This is a genomic window from Allobosea sp. TBD101 (assembly GCF_059817965.1).
Genome location: NZ_CM187543.1, coordinates 4,514,245 through 4,532,670 on the forward strand (window position 1 = coordinate 4,514,245; position 18,426 = coordinate 4,532,670).

The window sequence follows — 18,426 nt, forward strand, 5'->3', positions numbered from 1 at the left end:
GCTCAGAACTCCGGCTCCTGCGGAGCCTGCGCGGCGAAGACCTGCTGGAAGACCTGGGCCCAGACGTCCGGCGGCTGCGCACCGGAGACCGCGAGCTTGCCGTCGACGATGAAGAAGGGCACGCCGGTAACGCCGACCTTGCGAGCGTGATCCTCCAGTCCGATCACGGTCTCGCGCAGTTCGTCATTGGCGAGTTCATCGCGGGCCGCCTGCTCGTCGAAACCCTGCTCGACCGCGATCTGGACCAGCGTTTCGAGGTCGCCGATATCGCGGCCGTCCTGCCAATAGGCCCGGAACAGGGCGGCCGTCATGTCGCCGCCGCGCTGCACGGTGGAGGCGGCAGCGACCAGCATATGCGCCATGCGGGTGTTGACGCTCCGCGTCACCTTCCCCCAGTTGAAGGTGACGCCGCTCTCCAGCGCCGCTTCCGACAGCCGGATCTCGATTTCTTTGCGCTTGCCCGGGCCGAACTTGCTTTCGAGATATTGCGTGCGGTCCATGCCCTCCTCGGGCATTTCCGGGTTCAGCTCATAGGGCAGCCAGGTGATGGCGAAGCGCTCGTTCAGGCCGTAGCGCTCCAGCGCCGTCTCCAACCGGGCCTTGCCGATGAAGCACCAGGGGCAGGCGATGTCCGAGACGATCGCGAGCGGCATCTTGTCCTGCATATCGATATCCTCAAGTCTCAGGCGGGCGGGTAGCGATGCTGCCCACCATGACGGTCTTCGGCGACCGCCTCCACGCCCGGCGTCTCGCAGCCGGAGAGGAAGGCGGGGCCGACCGGAATCTTGCCGGCACCGCCGGGGATGTCGAGGATATAGGTCGGCTGGCACAGGCCGGAAAGGTTTCCGCGCAGGCTTTTGACCAGCGCCTGCCCCTCTTCCAGCGTCAAACGGAAATGCGAGGTACCCGGCGCGAGATCGGGATGATGCAGGTAATAGGGCTTGATGCGGTTCTCGACGAAGGCGCGCATCAACGCACCCAGCGTCTCGACATCGGCATTGACGCCCTTGAGCAGTACGGACTGGCTGATCAGGACATGGCCGGCATCGGCCAGCGTCGCGATCGCGGCGCGGGCGTCATCAGTGAATTCGCGCGGATGATTGGCGTGGATGGCGATATAGCTCGCCTTGCCGGGGATGCGCAGCGCCCGCGCATAATCCGGCGTGATCCGGCCGGGATCGACGACGGGCACGCGGGTATGCCAGCGCGCGACCTTGATATGCGGGATGCTGGCCAGGCGCTTGGCCACCTCACGCACGCGGCGGGCGGAGAGGATGAAGGGATCGCCGCCGGTCATGATCACCTCCCAGATCTCGGGACGGGAGGCGAGATAGGCGAGCGCGGCGTCGAGTTTCGCACCGGTCAGCGCATCGCCGCCGGGACCGACCATCTCGCGCCGGAAGCAGAAGCGGCAATAGACCGGGCAGGCATGGACGAGCTTGAGCAGCGCGCGGTCGGGATAGCGATGCACCACGCCCTCGACCGGGGAATGGGCATCGTCGCCGATCGGGTCGGCCAGCTCCTGCGGCAGCGTCGTGAGCTCGGCCGCATCCGGAATGAACTGGCGCGCGATCGGGTCCGCCGGATCAGTCGGATCGATCAGCCCGGCGATGGCCGGCGTCACCGAGACGGCATAGCGTTCCGCCACCTTCTGCAAGGCCTCGTGGCGCGCGGGTGCGGCGAGGCCGGCCTCGACGAGCGCGTCGATGCTGCGCAAAGGCTGGCCTCCGGGGGGCTGGTGAACGGTCATGCCCTTCCCCTGCCCGGTTCCGCGACCGGCGTCCAGAGCACGTCCTCGATCCGGCGCGCGCCAACGCAGAGCATGACGAGCCGGTCGAAGCCGAGCGCGATGCCGGAAGCGGCCGGCATCAGCGCCAGCGCCTCCAGGAAATCCTCGTCGACAGGATAGCGCTCGCCATAGATGCGCTCCTTCTCGTCCATATCGGCCTCGAAACGGCGGCGCTGCTCGGCCGGATCGGTGAGCTCGCCGAAGGCATTGGCTAGCTCGACGCCGCAGGCATAAAGCTCGAAGCGCTCGGCCACGCGGGGATCGCCGGGCTTCGGCCTTGCGAGCGCGGCCTCGCTGATCGGGTATTCGCAGAGGATCGTGGCGCGGCCGCGGCCGAGATGCGGCTCGATCCGCTCGGACAGGATGCGGCTGAAGATGTCGGACCATGTATCGTCTTCGGCGACCCGGATGCCGGCCTCAATCGCATCGGCGGCGAGCCCGCCACGATCGAGTTCCTGATCGGCTGTCACCGTGCGCAGCAGATCGATCCCGGCATGGCGCTTGAAGGCTTCCTGCAAGGTCAGGCGTTCGGGCTCGGCGAAGGGGTCGGCCTCGACATCGCGCCAGCGTAGCATCTTCGCGCCGGTGACACGCGCCGCCTCGGCCATCAGCGCTGCGCAGTCCTGCATCAGCGCCTCATAGCCCTCGCCGGCGCGGTACCATTCCAACATCGTGAATTCAGGATGGTGCAGGGCCGTGCGCTCGCGATTGCGGAAGACGCGAGCGAAATCGAAGATGCGGGTCTCGCCGGCCGCGAGCAGCTTCTTGGCCGCGAATTCCGGCGAAGTGTGCAGATAGTAGGGATGGGGCGCGGTAGCGTTGTCGATCAGCGTCGTACTGAACCCGTGCAGATGCGTTTCGTTGCCGGGCGATAGCTGCAGGATCGCCGCCTCGACCTCGGTGAAGTCGCGGGCCTCGAACCAGCGCCGCAGCGCCGTCTTGATCCGCCCGCGCGCCTGCAAGGCCGGGCGCCGGTCGGCATGGACATCGGGTCGCCAGAACGGCGTCGGGGACGAACTCATCGAATCTCGCGTCGGAACTGTCGGGAAGCTTCCGTTTCGCGCGCGAATGCGGTAGTTGCGCGGCGACAGGAATTCGCATAGCGCGCGAAAACGCCGCGCACCAGCAAGGACATTCACGTGGTCAAGGTCATCGCCTCTTCCGTCCGCAAGGGCAACGTCCTCGAGCTCGACGGACATCTCTGCACCGTCATCTCGGCCGAGAGCTTCTTCCCCGGCAAGGGCACCCCGACGACGCAGATCGACATGCGCCGCATCTCCGACGGCACCAAGATGACGCAGCGCTACAAGACGACCGAGCAGGTCGAGCGCGCCTATGTCGAAGACCGCGACTTCACCTATCTCTACCAGGACGGCGAGCAATACGTCTTCATGAACCCGGAGACCTACGACCAGATCCCGGTCGACAAGGACGTGATCGGCGACGCCGCTCCCTATCTCCAGGAGAACATGAAGGTCTCGCTCTCGGTGTTCGAGGACAAGGCCGTCGCGATCGAACTGCCGCAACGCGTGACGCTCGAGGTCATCGAGACCGAACCGGTGACCAAGGGCCAGACGGCCTCCTCCTCCTACAAGCCGGCGATCCTCTCGAACGGCGTGCGCAGCGCCGTGCCGCCGCATGTCGGCGTCGGCACCCGCGTCGTCGTGATGACGGCCGACGGCTCCTATGTCGAGCGCGCGAAGGACTAACCTCTCGCGTGCAGAGCGCAGGAGAAAGTTATCCTCTATAGCTTTACGCAGCGGGCCCTTTCCGGGCCCGTTGTCGTTTCCGAGGACATCATGACGCTCACAGTCAAGGCCGCCGCCCTTTCCGGCTTCGTGCAGACGCTCAAGGCGCTCGACGCCATTCTCGACAAGGCCGTCGCCCAGGCCGAAACCCGCAAGATCCAGCCGGAAGTGCTGCTGACGGCTCGTCTCGCGCCGGACATGCTGGCCTTCACCCGCCAGATCCAGCTCTGCTGCGACTTCGCCAAGAACGCCGTCGCGCGCCTCTCGGGCGGCGAGAACCCGCGCTTCCCCGATGAGGAGAAGAGCTTCCCGGAGCTGAAGGAGCGCATCGCCAAGACGCTCGCCTTCATCGCCGCGGCCGATGGCGCCACGCTCGATGCCGGGCTTGCCCGCGAGGTCACCTTCCCGCGCGGCCCCTCGGCGACCGCAACGATGACGGGCGAGGGCTATCTCACCCGCTTCGCCATCCCGAACTTCTATTTCCACGCCACGACGGCCTATGACATCCTGCGCCAGAACGGCTTCCAGATCGGCAAGCAGGACTTCCTGCTCGGCGTCTTCGACGCCTGAGGCTCGCCTTCCGATATGAGCGCGACGCCGGCCATCACGATCGAGCGTGCTTCTCCCCGGGATGCCGGGGAGATCAGTGCGCTCTATCTGGCGTCGCGCGCGGAGGCCCTGCCCTATCTGCGCCGCGTCCATAGCGACGACGAGGTACGAGGCTGGATCGCGCATGTCAGGCTCGCCACCGGCGAGACCTGGGTCGCGCGGGAGGCCGGGCGCATCCTCGGCTTCCTCTGCCTCGACGGCGAGGATCTCGACCAGCTCTACCTGCTGCCGGGCCAGCTCAGGCGCGGCATCGGCTCGCTGCTGCTCGCCAAGGCCAGGGAACGCAGCCCGGAGCGGCTCCACCTGTTCACCTTCCAGCGGAACACGGCGGCCCGCGCCTTCTACGAGCGCCACGGCTTCCGCCTCGTCGATCTCAACGACGGCGATCGCAACGAAGAGGGCGAGCCGGACGCGCTTTACGAGTGGCGCCGATCTTTTTCGGGCGAGCCCTTGTAATCGGGAAGACCGGTTCCCATTTCAGGCTCACGACGGTGTCGAGAGCGTTCCACAGCTCTCCATTGTCGTTGAAGACGGCCATGAGCCGAACGTTTGACGCCGGATGTACGCGCACCCGTTCAGGACATGGCCGTTGGTTCATTCCGAGGCCCGTAGCGGACATCCGCTGCGGGTCTTTTCGTTTCAGCCTTCCGCCCCGAAGGGCTGATCCCGACCATCCCCTTCTTTGGCTGCCGAGGCCGATATTCAAGACGTGGATGCTCGCCACGAGGGCGAGCATGACGTTCGGCTTTCTCTCAACCCTGCAGGAACGGGTTGTTCTGCCGCTCCTCGCCCAGCGTGCTCGCCGGGCCATGGCCGGGCAGGAACTGGACGTCGTCGCCGAGCGGCAGGAGCTTGGTCTTGATCCCCGAGATCAGCGCCTCGTGGTCGCCATAGGGAAAGTCGGTGCGACCGACAGAGCCGGCGAAGACGGTGTCGCCCGCCAGCAGGAAGCGCAGGTCCTTCTGGAAGAAGGTGACATGGCCCGGCGAATGGCCCGGCACATGCGCGACCGCGAAGGTGAGGTCGCCGAGCGTGACCGTGTCGCCATCCTTCAGCCAGCGCGTCGGCACGACCGCCCTCATGCCATGGACATCGAAGCGCAGCCCCTGCTCCGGCAGGGCGTCGAGCAGAGGCTTGTCGCCCTCGTGCGGCCCGATGATCGGGATCGACAGCGCCTCGGCCAATTCGGTGGCGCCGCCGGCATGGTCGAGATGGCCGTGGGTCAGCCAGATCGCGACCGGCGTGACGCCGAGCTCCTTGATGGCCACCCGCAGGCGCGGCACGTCACCGCCGGGATCGACGATCGCCGCCTCGTTGGACTTGAGCTCCCAGACGATCGAGCAATTCTGCTGGAACGGCGTCACCGGCACGACGGCGATCTGAAGCGGCGGCTGCTGGTCGGTCATGCGGGTGCTTTCGGATCCATGTGAGCGTGCGGAATGCGCGAACCTACCGTCCGCCGCAGCGACTGGCGATCAGTGCGCGGTAATTCACCAGCTCGGAATCCATCTCCGCGACATTGCGCGCACGCTCCGGCTCGCCCTGACACGTCGCGAAGACCGAGCGTGCCTTCTGGAGATAGGCGATATGCTCGCGAAAAGTCCGGCACTGCGTCGCCTGATCGGCGCTTGAGACGGCTGCGAGTCGCGCCTGCTGCTGGCGGAAGCCGGCCTCGTTCTGCAGGAGATCGCGCGGGCAGGTCGCCGGGCGCGGCTGCTGCGCCAGCGCGGGAGCGGCCAGCAGGAACGCCGCGGCAGTCAGCGCGAGCCTCATCCGAGGTTCAGCTCCTTGAAGAAGTCGTTGCCCTTGTCGTCGATGACGATGAAGGCGGGGAAATCCTCGACCTCGATCCGCCAGACCGCCTCCATGCCGAGTTCGGCATATTCGAGGACCTCGACCTTGCGGATGCAGTCCTGCGCCAGACGCGCGGCCGGGCCGCCGATCGAGCCGAGATAGAAGCCGCCATGGGCCTTGCAGGCCTCGCGCACGGCCGCCGAGCGATTGCCCTTGGCGAGCATCACCATCGAGCCGCCGAAGGACTGGAACTGATCGACGAAGGAATCCATGCGGCCGGCCGTCGTCGGCCCGAAGGAGCCCGAGGCAAAACCCTCCGGCGTCTTGGCCGGGCCGGCATAATAGACCGGGTGGTTCTTGAAATAGTCGGGCATGCCCTCGCCGCGCTCCAGCCGCTCGCGGATCTTGGCATGGGCAAGGTCGCGGGCGACGACGATCGTGCCGGTCAGCGACAGGCGCGTCTTGACGGGGTGCTTCGAGAGCGTCGCGAGGATCTCGCTCATCGGCTGGTTGAGATCGATCTTGACCACGGAACCGCCGAGCGCCGCTTCGTCGACATCCGGCAGGTACTTGGAGGGATCGGTCTCCAGCGCCTCCAGGAAGATGCCGTCCCTGGTGATCTTGCCCTTGGCCTGGCGATCCGCCGAGCAGGAGACGCCGAGCCCGATCGGCAGCGAGGCGCCGTGGCGCGGCAGGCGGATGACGCGGACATCGTGGCAGAAATACTTGCCGCCGAACTGCGCGCCGACGCCGAGCGCCTGCGTCATCTTGTGGACCTCTTCCTCCATCTCGAGGTCGCGGAAGGCGTGGCCCGAAGGCGAACCCTTGGTCGGCAGCGCGTCGAGATATTTGGTCGAGGCGAGCTTCACCGTCTTGAGGTTCTGCTCGGCCGAGGTGCCGCCGATGACGATGGCGAGGTGATAGGGCGGGCAGGCGGCGGTGCCCAGCGTCAGGATCTTCTCCTTCAGGAACGCCATCATGCGGTCCTTGGTCAGGAGCGAGGGCGTCGCCTGGTAGAGGAAGGTCTTATTGGCCGAGCCGCCGCCCTTGCAGACGAAGAGGAACTTATAAGCGTCCTCGCCCTCGGCGTAGATGTCGATCTGTGCCGGCAGGTTGGTCGCCGTGTTCTTCTCCTCGAACATCGAGAGCGGCGCGAGCTGCGAATAGCGCAGGTTGCGCTTGAAATAGGCGTCCGCCACGCCCTCGCCGAGCGCAGCCTCGTCCTCGCCATCGGTCCAGACCTTGCGGCCCTTCTTGCCCATGATGATCGCGGTACCGGTGTCCTGGCACATCGGCAGCACGCCGCCTGCGGCGATGTTGGCGTTCTTCAAGAGATCATAGGCGACGAACTTGTCGTTCGAGGTCGCCTCGGGATCGTCGAGGATCTTGCCGAGCTGGGCGAGATGGCCGGGGCGCAGCAGGTGGTTGATATCGATGAAAGCCTGTTCGGAAAGCTGGCGGATCGCCTCGCGCGAGACGCTCAGGACCTCGCGGTCGCCGATCTTCTCGACGCTGACGCCCTCGCTGCCGAGCTTGCGATAGGGCGTCGTATCCTCGCCGAGCGGGAAGAGATCGACATGCGTATAGGCCATGACCAGCGGCTCCGAAACAAGGTGCGCCGCGTTCGGGACATGGAAGACGCGGCGCCGATCCAGCCGGGGTCATAGCCCGTCGGCCGGGAACGTCCAAGCAGTCTTTAATCCGTCTAGGCTGAGAGCGGAGTTGTACGACAAGGCCAATTGGCGGATTGCTTCTGATCGCACCCTCTTGTCATTCCGGGGCGCGCCGCAGGCGCGAACCCGGAACCCACGACGGGGTGAAACATCCGTTGTCTGGTTATTTAAGGCGGCTCACCCGGTCGTGGGTTCCGGGTTCTTCGCTGTGCGAAGCCCCGGAATGACAAAGGGTGTGATTCGATGCCGCCAGGATCGAATATTGACGGTTCAAGCCGCTTGCGCGGCCGATTCGGCGAGGATCGCGTAGATCGCCGCGGGGTCGCGGATCTTGCGGACCTGTTCCAAAACGGACTGGTTGCGCAGCACGCGCGCGACGCGGGCGAGCGCCTTGAGGTGGTCGGCGCCAGCGCCCTCGGGCGCGATCAGCACGAAGATGATGTCGACCGGCTGGCCGTCGAGTGCGTCGAAATCGATCGGCTTCTCGGTGCGGGCGAAGAGACCGACGAGGCGGTCGATACCCGGCATCCGGCCGTGCGGGATGGCGATGCCATCGCCGATGCCGGTCGAGCCGAGGCGCTCGCGCTGGAGCAAGGCTTCGAACAACTCGCGGTCCGGAAGGCCCGTCAGCGTGGCGGCATGCTGGGCAAGCTCCTGCAGAGCCTGCTTCTTGCCGTTGGCCCGCAGCGGCGAGATCACCGCGGCGGGGCTCAGAAGATCGGTCAGCGTCATTCGCCCGTCCATGCATGTCCCGTGCCGGCCGAAAAGCCGTCGGCACGGGTCAGGTTCGACGGCCGGAGCGGATCGCCCGCCGGCCTTAGGACAGCGATGCCGGCGGATCGATCCAGCCGATATTGCCGTCGCGGCGGCGGTATACGATGTTCATGCGACCATTGCCAGCGTGGCGGAAGACGACAACCGGCGCACCCGTCAGGTCGAGCTCGGCAACAGCGTCGCTAACCGTCCTGACATGCAGGGATTTGGTCGATTCCGCGACGATCACCGGGTTATCGGCGGCAGTAGACCCGTCGAAATCCTCGATATCGTCATCGGGGGCCGCGATCACATAGCTGGGGATTTCGATCCCGACATCGCGGCCATTGGCACTCGAACGGTCCTTCAGCCTGCGCTTGTAGCGTCGCAGCCGCTTCTCGATGCGCTCAGCCATCTTGTCGAGGCTGGCATAGGGATCGTGCGCGGTGGCGGAGGCTTCCAGCGTGATCCCGGAGGAGAGGTGCAGGACGCCATCGGTGCGGAAGGCAGTGCCGTCCTTGTCGACCGTGACATGGCCCTGATAGCCACCCTCGTAATATTTGCTGACCGCCGCAGCGACCCGCTCCTCGGCCTGGCCGCGGAGCGCCTCGCCGACATCGAGATTCTTGCCGGAGATTCGCAAGCTCATGGAGTGCTTCCCCTTGGTTAGCCATGGCCCTGTTCGGCCATCTCTAGGAGCTAAGAACCGGGAGTCGGGGTTGTCAATGAGCCGGCGTAATCATGACGCGCATGCGCAGGGCCTTTGGAACAAATTCGCTTAACGTTCTGCCGCCGCCATCGCGACCTTCTCGCGCCGCCGCTCCATCGAGGACGGGATTCTCAGGGATTCGCGGTATTTCGCCACAGTACGCCGGGCGATATCGATGCCACCGTCCTTCAACCGGGTCACAATGGCATCATCAGAGAGAACCGCCGAGGGGCTCTCGTCGTCGATCATCTGCTTGATCCGGAAGCGCACGGCTTCCGCCGAATGCGCCTCGCCATAGCCGGTCGCGGCAATCGCGGCCGAGAAAAAGTATTTCATTTCGAAGACCCCGCGCGAGCAGGTCAGGTATTTGTTCGAGGTGACGCGCGATACGGTTGATTCGTGCATGGCGATGGCGTCTGCCACGGTCTTGAGGTTGAGCGGGCGCAGATGCTCGACGCCATGGGCGAAGAAGCCGTCCTGCTGGCGCACGATCTCGCTCGCAACCTTCAGGATAGTCCGGGCGCGCTGCTCCAGCGAGCGGGTCAGCCAGTTCGCGGTCTGCAGGCATTCGGCGATGAAGGCCCTGTCCTCGTCGCTGCGAGCCGCCCTCGAGACGCGCGCGTGATAGGTCTGGTTGACCAGCAGGCGCGGCAGGGTGTCGGGGTTGAGGTCGATCAGCCAGGAGCCGTCCGGAGCGGCGCGAATGAAGACATCCGGCACCACGGTCTCGGCGGCCGAGCCGCCGAAGGCACGGCCGGGCTTTGGGTCGAGGCGGCGGATCTCCCCGACCATGTCGGCGATATCCTCGTCATCGACGCGGCAGAGGCGCTTCAAGGCGGCGAAATCGCGCTTGGCGACGAGCGGCAGGTTCGCGACGAGCATCTGCATGGCCGGGTCGAAGCGATCGCGGTCGCGCAACTGGATGGCCAGGCATTCGGCGACGTCGCGAGCCGCGACCCCGGAGGGATCGAACCCCTGGACGACACGCAACACGGCCTCGACCCTGTCGATGGCGACGCCAAGGCGTTCGGCTATCTCCGGAAGCGGCTCCCCGAGATAGCCGCTATCGTCGACCGCATCGATGATGTGGCGGCCGATGATGCGCTCAGCCGGCGTCACGACGGCGAGGTCGAGTTGCGCGACCAGGTGGTCGTGCAGCGAAGCATCCGCCGTCAGGCTGCTCTCGAAGCCCTCGGGATCGCCGTCGAAAGACCCGCCCGTCGCACCATAGGCGCCGCCCACGATCGGCAGGCTGTCGGCGCCACCCGCCTCGCTGCGGGCGGTTGTCGGCTGTTCGTTCTGGAAGACGTTGTCGAGGCCGGTGCCGAGCCTGCCTTCCATGCCCTCCTGCGTGTGCAGGCTCTCGGCCTTAGCGAAGCTCTCGGCATCGGCGGCGTGAGGGTTGTCGGCATCCTCGGAGCGCGCCGGCTGCCCTTGGGCTTCATCGCGCTCCAGCAAAGGATTGCGTTCCAGCTCGCCCTCGACAAAATTCTGGAGTTCGAGATGCGAAAGCTGCAGGAGCTTGATCGCCTGCAGCAACTGCGGCGTCATCACCAGGGACTGTCCCTGGCGCAGCTCCATGCGCGGCATCATCGCCATACGCGAAAGGCCCTTCCCGCTCGCGCGCCATCGGCACGCTTCTTGCTTGCGGAAGGGACACTAGCGCCGGCTCACCGCCGCGTCAAAGGCTCGCCCATGCCTGCGGCCCGAATTCTGATGCGCCGCAACAAAACAGCAGCGATGCGCAGGCTCCACCGCCTCAGAGACGGAAATCCTCACCCAGATAGACGCGCCTGACATCCGGGTTCGCGATGATCTCGGCCGGAGAGCCTTCGGTCAGCACGCGCCCGGAATGGATGATGTAGGCGCGATCGACGAGGCCCAGCGTCTCGCGGACATTGTGGTCGGTGATCAGCACGCCGATGCCACGATCGGTGAGCTGGCGCACCAGCGCCTGGATGTCACCGACCGCGATCGGGTCGATGCCGGCGAAGGGCTCGTCGAGCAGGATGAAGGAGGGCTTGCCGGCCAGCGCGCGGGCGATCTCGCAGCGGCGGCGCTCGCCGCCCGAGAGCGCGATCGAAGGCGCCTTGCGCAGGCGAGCGATGGTGAACTCTTCCAGCAGCTGGTCGAGCTGGCGCTCGCGCGCCTTGCGGTCGGGCTCGACCACCTCCAGCACTGAGCGGATATTGTCCTCGACCGACAGGCCGCGGAAGATCGAGGCCTCCTGTGGGAGATAGCCGATGCCGAGCCGCGCGCGCTGGTACATCGGCAGAGCGGTGATGTCGTTGCCCTCGAGCGAGATGATGCCGGCATCGGCCGCCACGAGGCCGGTGATCATGTAGAAGATCGTGGTCTTGCCGGCACCGTTGGGACCGAGCAGGCCGACCGCCTCGCCCTGACGCAGATGAAGGCTGGCATCGGACACGACGGCACGGCCGCCATAGCTCTTGCGCAGACCGGAAACCGCAAGGATTCCAGCCCCGCCGATCGCTGCGACGCTCGCGGCACCCGGCCGGGCCGCCTCCTGCTCACGACTACCGAACAGACCACGCAAGCGACCGAAGACACCCGGCTGTTGCGGGCGCGGAGCCGGGCGCGCCGGCGGGGCCATGGGGCGAGGCGCTTCGGAAACGGTCACTTGCGGCACGATCAGTTGGTAGGCTTGGGCGCCGGCTGAGCCGGCTTGGCGCCGGGCTTGCCGGCATCGGTCTTGTTGGCGTCGTTCGGCACGAACAGGCCCTGCACGCGCCCGCCTTCGACATTGGCGACGCCGGTGACGGTGTCATAGGTCAGCTTCTGGCCACGGGTCACATTGGGCCCGTCGTTCAACGCGACGTTGCCGGTCATGATGACGAGGTTCCGGGAGCGGTCGAACTCGGCATTGTCGGAGGTCGCAGCCTGCGTCTTCGAGACCACGGTCACCGGGCCCTTGCACAGGATGCGCTTGATCGAGCTGTCATTGCCCGTCCCCGCCGCTGCGGGTGCCGGCGTCGCGGCTGCCGGGGCCGGCGTCGCCGGACGACCGGCGGTTCCGCCCGGGCCGCCGCGGCCCTCGTAAAGCACGGTCATCACGGTGCAGCGAACCGTCGTCTCGCCCTGCACGGCCACGACATTGCCCGAGAAGACCGCCTTGTTCTCCTTGTCGACCACGTCGAGCTTGTCGGCATCGATCTTGATCGGTTCCTTGCTGTCGCCGCCGAGCCCGCCCAGCGCCGAGGACGCGCCCCGCTGCTTGGCCGGGGCCGCCTGAGCAAAAGCTTCCTGGGGAGCACCGAGCAGCGCGAATCCGGCCGCAAGGAGCAGCGCGGCGTCGCGGGCATGCGCGAAACGGAGCATCTGGCCAACCTTGGTCATGTCACTGTCTCTTCCCATTCCCGGCGTCGCCTGCCGGTACCCCATCCGCAGGGGGAACCCGATTCGCGTTCAGCAGTTCCGGCATCGGCGTGCTGCCCTCGCGTTCGGGGCCGGCGAGCGTACCTGCTGGCGCGTTCCGGATGAAGACCCGCACCCGCCCCTCGAAAGCGATCAACTCGCCATTGTTCTTCACGTCAAGTGTGTCGGCATCGACGGTAGTCTCGCCGAGGCTGACCTTGACAGGTTCCTTCGAGACCACGGTGCCGGATTTGAAGTCGACATCGGCCGTCTTCATCTGCATGTCGTGGCCGTTCTCGGTGCGGATCTTGACGTCGTCGACGAGGCGCAGCTTCTCCTTCTGCGTGTCGAAGAGGCCCGTCTTCGCGTTCACCGTCACCCAGCCTTCGCGCTCCATCTGGATGCGCGCCGTCAGCGCCTGCAGCTCGATCTGCGTCGGGTTCCGGATCTCCTGGAACGCGTTCACGGCCGTGACCTGGTAGGGCCGGTTGTCCTTGCGGTAGCCCGAGAGCTTCGGCGTCTCCATCCTGACCTTGCCGCCGGTGATGCCGACGGAGCTGACCGAGACATTCGCCAGCTTGCCGCCGAGCGGCGACAGGAAGGGAATCACGACCAGCGCCAGCACCAGCGTCACGGCGGCGACGGGAATAACCCAGCGCAGCAGATGCACCAGCCGCGTATGGCGCCGCGCCGCGCCGAAGGCCGCGCGACGGCGCGCCGCCTGCGCGGACAGCCCGGCCGCCGGGTCGTTGAAGGTCATTGCCAAAGTCATGTCCCGCGCAATGGCAGCCGCTCACGGCATTTTCGTGTCACAGGACAGGCCACATCGCGCCCCCGCGCAGCTCGTCCATGCGGGTTCGAACGCATGTCCGCGCGCTCAACCCGCGCGCAGACTGACGCAAGAAGCCTTAGAAATTGTCAAGTGTGGGCGAAGATATCGGTCTCGCCCCAGCCAGCGAGATCGAGCTCGGCGCGATAGGGCAGGAACTGGAAACAGGCCTGGGCGAGCTGCCGGCGGCCTTCGCGCGCCAGCATCGTCTCCAGCTTCTCGTGCAGCGCATGCAGATGCAGGACATCGGAGGCTGCGTAGGCGAGCTGAGCCTCGCTCAGCGTGTCCGCACCCCAGTCCGAGGATTGCTGCTGCTTCGACAATTCGACGCCGAGCAACTCGCGCACGAGATCCTTGAGCCCGTGCCGGTCGGTATAGGTGCGGGTCAGCTTCGAGGCGATCTTGGTGCAGTAGACCGGTACCGTGACCACGCCGAAGGCATGCTTGAGCACGGCGACATCGAAACGGGCGAAGTGGAAGAGCTTCAGCACGGCCGGATCCTCGAGCAGGCGGATCAGGTTCTTCGGCCGTTCGCCGCCCTTCGGGATCTGCACGACATCGGCGGTGCCGTCACCGCGCGACAACTGGACGACGCAGAGTCGGTCGCGATGCGGGTTGAGGCCGAGCGTCTCGGTGTCGATCGCGACGCTGGATCCGGCGTCGTAGCCGTCCGGCAGGTCGCCGCGATGGAAACGGATGGTCATGCTCAAAACCTCACTCGGGCGGCGCGAACGCGCCCTTCAACTGCACTTCACGGAAACGGGAAACGACAGGCCGCGCGCCGATGGCGACGCAGGTTTCGCAGCTAACGGCCTGCCTCTCCCCGTTCAAGCCCTTTCTGTGCCGAGATAAACTCTTAGGCGCCTCATTAACCCTTTATTCACCATGCGCTTCAACCGCGAAGCTGACCATGCGACAACTGCCCATCGGAGCCCGCAGCATGTCCCTGGTCCGCCTGTTCACTGACTTTCACGGCCGCATCGGACTGCGGACCTTCTGGCTCGGCAGCATCGCAGTCGCGTTGACGCTGCTCGCCACCGAGCGCACCGTTCTGCTTCTGGCGGATCATCGCCACGAGGCGATGATCATCCCCGTCATCAAGGCCCTCGCCCTGTTCCCCTGGGCTGCCCTGGCCGCGAAGCGCGCCACAGACCGCGGCAGCACGCCGCTGTTCGGCATCCTGCTGATCTGCGCCATCGTGCTGCCGGAACATCTGAGACCCCTCGTCTCGATCGGCTGGCGCCCATCGCTGGAGGCGATCGCGACCATGGCCTGGGTCGTCGCCTTCATCGATCTCGGGCTCCTGCCATCGGCAAAGGCGCGGGACGGGGTTGCGGCTGACCCGGCTGGTGCTAAAGCGGCGGAATGAGCACCGCACCGACCTCCCCCGCCCCTACCCTATCCTTCGATCCGACCGATCCCGTCGCGCTGACGCAGGCCTTGGTCCGCTGTCCTTCGGTGACGCCCGAGGAAGGCGGAGCGCTCGCGCTGCTCGATGCCGTGCTGTCGGCGGAAGGCTACGCGGTGCACCGCCCCGTCTTCAGGGAGCCGGGCACGCCGGATGTCGAGAATCTCTATGCCCGCATCGGCAGCACCGCGCCGGTCTTCGTGATCGCCGGGCATACCGATGTCGTTCCCGTCGGCGACGCGGCCTCCTGGACCCGGGAGCCCTTCGGCGGCACGATCGAGAACGGCACGCTCTACGGCCGCGGCGCCTGCGACATGAAGGGCGGGCTCGCCGCCATGGTTGCGGCCGCGATCCGCTACCGACGCGACAATCCCGATGCGCCCGGCTCGATCGCCTTCCTGGTCACCGGCGACGAGGAAGGTCCCTCGGTCAACGGCACGGTCAAGCTGCTGGCCTGGGCGCATGAACGCGGCGAGCGCTTCGACCATTGCATTCTCGGCGAGCCGACCAATCCGGCTGCGATGAGTGACATGGTCAAGATCGGCCGGCGGGGCTCGCTGACCGGCAAACTCACCGTCCAGGGCACGCAGGGCCATGTCGGCTACCCCCATCTCGCCGACAACCCGATCCGGGGCATGGTCCGCCTGCTCGCCGCCCTCGACGCCACGCCGCTGGATGGCGGCACGCAGCATTTCGACCCGAGCAATCTCGAAGTCACGACGCTCGATGTCGGCAACCCCGCGACCAACGTCATCCCGGCGCAGGCGAAGGCGGCCTTCAACATCCGCTTCAACGATAGCTGGACGCCGGAGACGCTCGCCGCCGAGCTGGAACGCCGCCTGCGCGAGGCGGCCGGCAACCAGGTGCGCTACACGCTCGAGGTCCAGCCGACCAATGCCGTCGCCTTCCTGACAGAGCCCGGCCCCTTCGTCGCGCTCGTCACTGAGGCCGTCGAGGCCGAGACCGGCAAGCGCCCGGCGCTCTCGACCACGGGCGGCACCTCCGACGCGCGCTTCATCAAGAACTACTGCCCCGTCGTCGAATACGGAGTCGTCGGCAAGACGATGCACCAGGTCGGCGAATGCGTCGCCGTCGCCGACCTCCTGTCGCTCCAGCGGATCACGCAGCGTTTGCTCGCCAGCTATTTTGCAGCGCAACAGCGGGCTTGACGCCCCGGAACAAGAGTCCATTATCTCCGTTAGACGAAAGTCTAACACCGCAGATGATGGAGACCGTGATGAGGCTGGCAGCCGATGACGTCGCCCGTTCGCTGCGCGGCTCCTGGCACCTGATGACCCGTGGCGCCGAGGCCCTGTCGGAGCTCGACCTGACGCGGGACGGGTTCTGGCGCTCCTTCCTCGCCTTCGCGCTGATGCTGCCCGCGACGATCGCCATCCTCGCAGCCGTGCGGCTGACCGCCGGATTGCCGAACAGCGCCGGCCTCTTCACCGCGCCGGCGCTGGCCCTGTCGGTGACCGCAGCTCTCGCGCTGACGATCCTGGCGGTGCCGGCCCTGCTGATCGCATTGCGCCCGGAACTCGCGCGGAGCCCGCGCTTCACCAGCTTCGTCATCGCCTGGAACTGGGCCGGCATCCTCTCGGCCAGCCTGATGGCGGTTCCCGCGGCGATCTTCGCAATCGGCTGGGCGCCGCCGGCGCTGGCGATCGTGCAATCGCTGTTCTTCGCCGTGATCGTGCTGCGCCTGCGCTATTGCGTGGCGCGCGCCGTCTTCGGACCGGAGAGCCGGGGCATCGCCATGATGCTGGTCATTGCCAGCATCCTGCTCGACTACGGCGTCACCCGGCTGTTCGGGCTGTTCTGAGAAGCCTGCGCCTCACTCGACGTAATCGACGCCAGCCAGGTAGAGCCCGCAGGACGGCGCCAGTGCAGCGCATTGCGAGCGGTCGCGCGCAGCCAGCACCTTGCCGACCTTGTTCTCCGGCCAACGCCCCATCCCGACCATCTTCAGGCAGCCGACGATCGAGCGGACCTGATGATGCAGGAAAGAACGGGCGTGGACATAGACGACGATCTCGGAGCCCTCGCGACGGACGTCGCAGCGATCGAGCGTGCGGATCGGGCTGTTGGCCTGGCATTCGGCGGCGCGGAAGGTGGTGAAGTCATGATGGCCGAGCAACGCCTTGGCCGCGCGGTCCATCGCCTCGTGGTCGAGCTTGACCGGCACATGCCAGACCCGATCGCGCTCCAGCGCCGGCTGGGCCCGGCGATCGAGGATGCGATAGACGTAATAGCGGCGCCGCGCCGAGATGCGGGCATCGAAATCATCAGGCACCAATTCGGCGCTCAGGACAGCGACCGGAATTCGCTTCAGCCGGGCATTGGTCGCATCGCGGACGACATCGGTGCGCCATTCCTTGTCGATATCGACATGGGCGACCTGATGGGTGGCGTGGACCCCGGCATCGGTCCGGCCGGCGCAATGCAGCCTGACCGGATGGCCACAGAAGGCCTCGACCGCCTCCTCGACGCTCTGCTGCACGGACGGGCCGTTGAGCTGGCGCTGCCAACCCGAGAACGGCGTCCCATCGTACTCGATGACGAGCTTGTAGCGCGGCATCAGGCGACCTTCCTCATCCCTGCGCCGTCATCCCGGACAAGCGGCGAAGCCGCGCCGATCCGGGATCCATGCCGGAGCATCGTCGATGAAGGTTCCGGCATGGATCCCGGGTCTTCGCTTCGCTGCGCCCGGGATGACGGCGTGGAGGATGAAATCATCGGTTCAGAGCTTGGCACCGGCTCCGAGCCGGGCGCCACGCAGGAACTCGGCCCCGCTCATCGGCGCCTTGCCGGCGCGCTGGACCTGCAGCAGCTTCACCGCGCCGACGGCGCAGGCGACCGTGCCCTCATCGTCGAGCAGCGTACCGGGCTCGGCCGCGCCGCCGGCACGGGCGGTGCGCAGGATCTTGAGCCGCTCCAGCCCCTTGCCGAGATCAATCTCGGCGAAGGCGCCCGGGAAGGGCGAGAGGCCGCGCACGAGGTCATGGACCTGCTGGGCCGGCAGCGACCAGTTCAGCTTCGCCTCCGCATTGGCGATCTTGCTGGCATAGGTCACGCCTTCCTCCGGCTGCGGCGTGAACTGCAGGCCGCCGCGCCCGAGCGCCGCGAGCGCGCGCACCATCAGGTCGGCGCCGAGAGGACTCAATCTGTCGTGCAATTCGCCGGCCGTCATGTCAGGGCCGATCGCCAGCTTCTCGACCATGGCGACGGGGCCGGTGTCGAGACCGGCTTCCATCTTCATCACGCAGACGCCGCTCTCGGCATCGCCCGCCATGATCGCGCGCTGGATCGGGGCAGCGCCGCGCCAGCGCGGCAGCAGCGAGGCATGAAGGTTGAGGCAGCCGAGTTCGGGCAGATCGAGGATCGCCTGGGGCAGGATCATGCCGTAGGCGACGACGACCGCGACATCGGCCTGATGCGAGGCGATGATCTCGGCCTGCTCCGGCGTCTTCAGCGTCTTGGGGGTGAAGACCGGGATGCCGAAGCGTTCGGCGGCGCGATGCACCGGCGAAGGCTTCAGTTCGAGGCCCCGCCCCGCCTGCGCCGGGGCACGGGTGTAGCAGGAGACGACCTCATGCCCCTGGCCGACGATCTCGGTCAGCACCGGCACGGCGAAATCCGGCGTGCCCATGAAGATGACGCGCAAACTCATACGCTCGACCTTACCTAAAAACGAATCTCATCCCGGGCGACCGCAGGGAGACCCGGGATCCACGCCTGA

At 66.6% G+C, this 18,426-nt stretch carries 21 protein-coding genes; 6 read left to right on the forward strand and 15 right to left on the reverse strand.

All coding sequences use genetic code 11. The annotated features are described in order from the left end of the window. Nucleotides 1–2: 2 nt before the first annotated feature. The 3 genes from AC6RIC_RS21990 to epmA are packed head-to-tail and all read right to left on the reverse strand — an operon-like array spanning nucleotide 3 to nucleotide 2,811. Nucleotides 3–665, reverse strand: coding sequence for a DsbA family oxidoreductase (locus AC6RIC_RS21990; protein ID WP_499733912.1), 663 nt, complete (start codon nucleotides 663–665; stop codon nucleotides 3–5). A 17-nt stretch (nucleotides 666–682) separates the two neighbouring features. Beyond that, on the reverse strand, nucleotides 683–1,750 hold the full coding sequence (locus tag AC6RIC_RS21995; protein ID WP_499733913.1) for a lysine-2,3-aminomutase-like protein: 1,068 nt from the start codon (nucleotides 1,748–1,750) through the stop codon (nucleotides 683–685). Next, nucleotides 1,747–2,811: an EF-P lysine aminoacylase EpmA gene (epmA, locus tag AC6RIC_RS22000; protein ID WP_499733914.1), complete on the reverse strand. Its 1,065-nt coding sequence runs from the start codon at nucleotides 2,809–2,811 to the stop codon at nucleotides 1,747–1,749. Before epmA ends, AC6RIC_RS21995 begins: the two co-directional genes overlap by 4 nt. A gap of 117 nt (nucleotides 2,812–2,928) precedes the next feature. Between epmA and efp the strand changes: the two genes are divergently transcribed. The 3 genes from efp (at nucleotide 2,929) to AC6RIC_RS22015 (ending at nucleotide 4,602) form a co-directional block, all read left to right on the forward strand. Next, complete coding sequence (efp, locus tag AC6RIC_RS22005) at nucleotides 2,929–3,498, forward strand: elongation factor P (RefSeq protein ID WP_454658144.1); 570 nt, start codon at nucleotides 2,929–2,931, stop codon at nucleotides 3,496–3,498. A 90-nt stretch (nucleotides 3,499–3,588) separates the two neighbouring features. Further along, nucleotides 3,589–4,107 carry a DUF1993 domain-containing protein gene (locus tag AC6RIC_RS22010; RefSeq protein WP_499733915.1) on the forward strand — a complete coding sequence of 173 codons (519 nt, stop codon included), beginning with the start codon at nucleotides 3,589–3,591 and terminating at the stop codon, nucleotides 4,105–4,107. Between the two features lie 15 nt (nucleotides 4,108–4,122). Next, nucleotides 4,123–4,602 carry a GNAT family N-acetyltransferase gene (locus AC6RIC_RS22015; RefSeq protein ID WP_499733916.1) on the forward strand — a complete coding sequence of 160 codons (480 nt, stop codon included), beginning with the start codon at nucleotides 4,123–4,125 and terminating at the stop codon, nucleotides 4,600–4,602. Between the two features lie 296 nt (nucleotides 4,603–4,898). Here the strand turns inward: AC6RIC_RS22015 and AC6RIC_RS22020 are convergent, their stop codons facing one another. The 10 genes from AC6RIC_RS22020 to AC6RIC_RS22065 all read right to left on the reverse strand — a co-directional run bounded on the left by AC6RIC_RS22020 (nucleotide 4,899) and on the right by AC6RIC_RS22065 (nucleotide 13,983). Continuing rightward, entirely contained in the window at nucleotides 4,899–5,552 is a 654-nt protein-coding gene (locus tag AC6RIC_RS22020; protein ID WP_499733917.1) for an MBL fold metallo-hydrolase, read from the reverse strand. A 43-nt stretch (nucleotides 5,553–5,595) separates the two neighbouring features. Further along, nucleotides 5,596–5,919 carry a hypothetical protein gene (locus tag AC6RIC_RS22025; RefSeq protein WP_499733918.1) on the reverse strand — a complete coding sequence of 108 codons (324 nt, stop codon included), beginning with the start codon at nucleotides 5,917–5,919 and terminating at the stop codon, nucleotides 5,596–5,598. Continuing rightward, a complete protein-coding gene (locus AC6RIC_RS22030) occupies nucleotides 5,916–7,532 on the reverse strand; it encodes a fumarate hydratase (RefSeq protein WP_499733919.1) in 1,617 nt (538 codons plus the stop codon). Before AC6RIC_RS22030 ends, AC6RIC_RS22025 begins: the two co-directional genes overlap by 4 nt. Before the next feature lie 351 nt (nucleotides 7,533–7,883). Further along, nucleotides 7,884–8,345 (reverse strand): PTS IIA-like nitrogen regulatory protein PtsN, encoded by a 462-nt coding sequence (gene ptsN, locus AC6RIC_RS22035; protein WP_454658150.1) that lies wholly within the window; start codon nucleotides 8,343–8,345, stop codon nucleotides 7,884–7,886. A gap of 85 nt (nucleotides 8,346–8,430) precedes the next feature. Continuing rightward, nucleotides 8,431–9,015 (reverse strand): ribosome hibernation-promoting factor, HPF/YfiA family, encoded by a 585-nt coding sequence (gene hpf / locus AC6RIC_RS22040; protein ID WP_454658151.1) that lies wholly within the window; start codon nucleotides 9,013–9,015, stop codon nucleotides 8,431–8,433. Between the two features lie 129 nt (nucleotides 9,016–9,144). Continuing rightward, a complete protein-coding gene (gene rpoN, locus AC6RIC_RS22045; RefSeq protein ID WP_499733920.1) occupies nucleotides 9,145–10,674 on the reverse strand; it encodes an RNA polymerase factor sigma-54 in 1,530 nt (509 codons plus the stop codon). A gap of 160 nt (nucleotides 10,675–10,834) precedes the next feature. Further along, on the reverse strand, nucleotides 10,835–11,689 hold the full coding sequence (lptB, locus tag AC6RIC_RS22050) for an LPS export ABC transporter ATP-binding protein (RefSeq protein WP_499733921.1): 855 nt from the start codon (nucleotides 11,687–11,689) through the stop codon (nucleotides 10,835–10,837). Nucleotides 11,690–11,727: 38 nt separating this feature from the next. After that, nucleotides 11,728–12,432: an LptA/OstA family protein gene (locus tag AC6RIC_RS22055; RefSeq protein ID WP_499733922.1), complete on the reverse strand. Its 705-nt coding sequence runs from the start codon at nucleotides 12,430–12,432 to the stop codon at nucleotides 11,728–11,730. A gap of 1 nt (nucleotide 12,433) precedes the next feature. Further along, nucleotides 12,434–13,210 carry an LPS export ABC transporter periplasmic protein LptC gene (gene lptC, locus AC6RIC_RS22060; protein ID WP_454658155.1) on the reverse strand — a complete coding sequence of 259 codons (777 nt, stop codon included), beginning with the start codon at nucleotides 13,208–13,210 and terminating at the stop codon, nucleotides 12,434–12,436. Between the two features lie 158 nt (nucleotides 13,211–13,368). Further along, on the reverse strand, nucleotides 13,369–13,983 hold the full coding sequence (locus AC6RIC_RS22065; protein ID WP_499733923.1) for a ribonuclease D: 615 nt from the start codon (nucleotides 13,981–13,983) through the stop codon (nucleotides 13,369–13,371). 236 nt (nucleotides 13,984–14,219) lie between these two features. Between AC6RIC_RS22065 and AC6RIC_RS22070 the strand changes: the two genes are divergently transcribed. The 3 genes from AC6RIC_RS22070 (at nucleotide 14,220) to AC6RIC_RS22080 (ending at nucleotide 16,509) form a co-directional block, all read left to right on the forward strand. Further along, nucleotides 14,220–14,648 carry a DUF805 domain-containing protein gene (locus AC6RIC_RS22070; RefSeq protein ID WP_499733924.1) on the forward strand — a complete coding sequence of 143 codons (429 nt, stop codon included), beginning with the start codon at nucleotides 14,220–14,222 and terminating at the stop codon, nucleotides 14,646–14,648. Further along, nucleotides 14,645–15,856, forward strand: coding sequence for a succinyl-diaminopimelate desuccinylase (dapE, locus tag AC6RIC_RS22075; protein WP_499733925.1), 1,212 nt, complete (start codon nucleotides 14,645–14,647; stop codon nucleotides 15,854–15,856). Before AC6RIC_RS22070 ends, dapE begins: the two co-directional genes overlap by 4 nt. Before the next feature lie 68 nt (nucleotides 15,857–15,924). Then, nucleotides 15,925–16,509, forward strand: coding sequence for a hypothetical protein (locus AC6RIC_RS22080; RefSeq protein ID WP_499733926.1), 585 nt, complete (start codon nucleotides 15,925–15,927; stop codon nucleotides 16,507–16,509). A 12-nt stretch (nucleotides 16,510–16,521) separates the two neighbouring features. Here the strand turns inward: AC6RIC_RS22080 and truA are convergent, their stop codons facing one another. Continuing rightward, nucleotides 16,522–17,265 carry a tRNA pseudouridine(38-40) synthase TruA gene (gene truA, locus AC6RIC_RS22085; protein ID WP_454658160.1) on the reverse strand — a complete coding sequence of 248 codons (744 nt, stop codon included), beginning with the start codon at nucleotides 17,263–17,265 and terminating at the stop codon, nucleotides 16,522–16,524. 162 nt (nucleotides 17,266–17,427) lie between these two features. Next, a complete protein-coding gene (gene fmt, locus AC6RIC_RS22090; protein ID WP_454658161.1) occupies nucleotides 17,428–18,357 on the reverse strand; it encodes a methionyl-tRNA formyltransferase in 930 nt (309 codons plus the stop codon). Nucleotides 18,358–18,426: the final 69 nt, after the last annotated feature.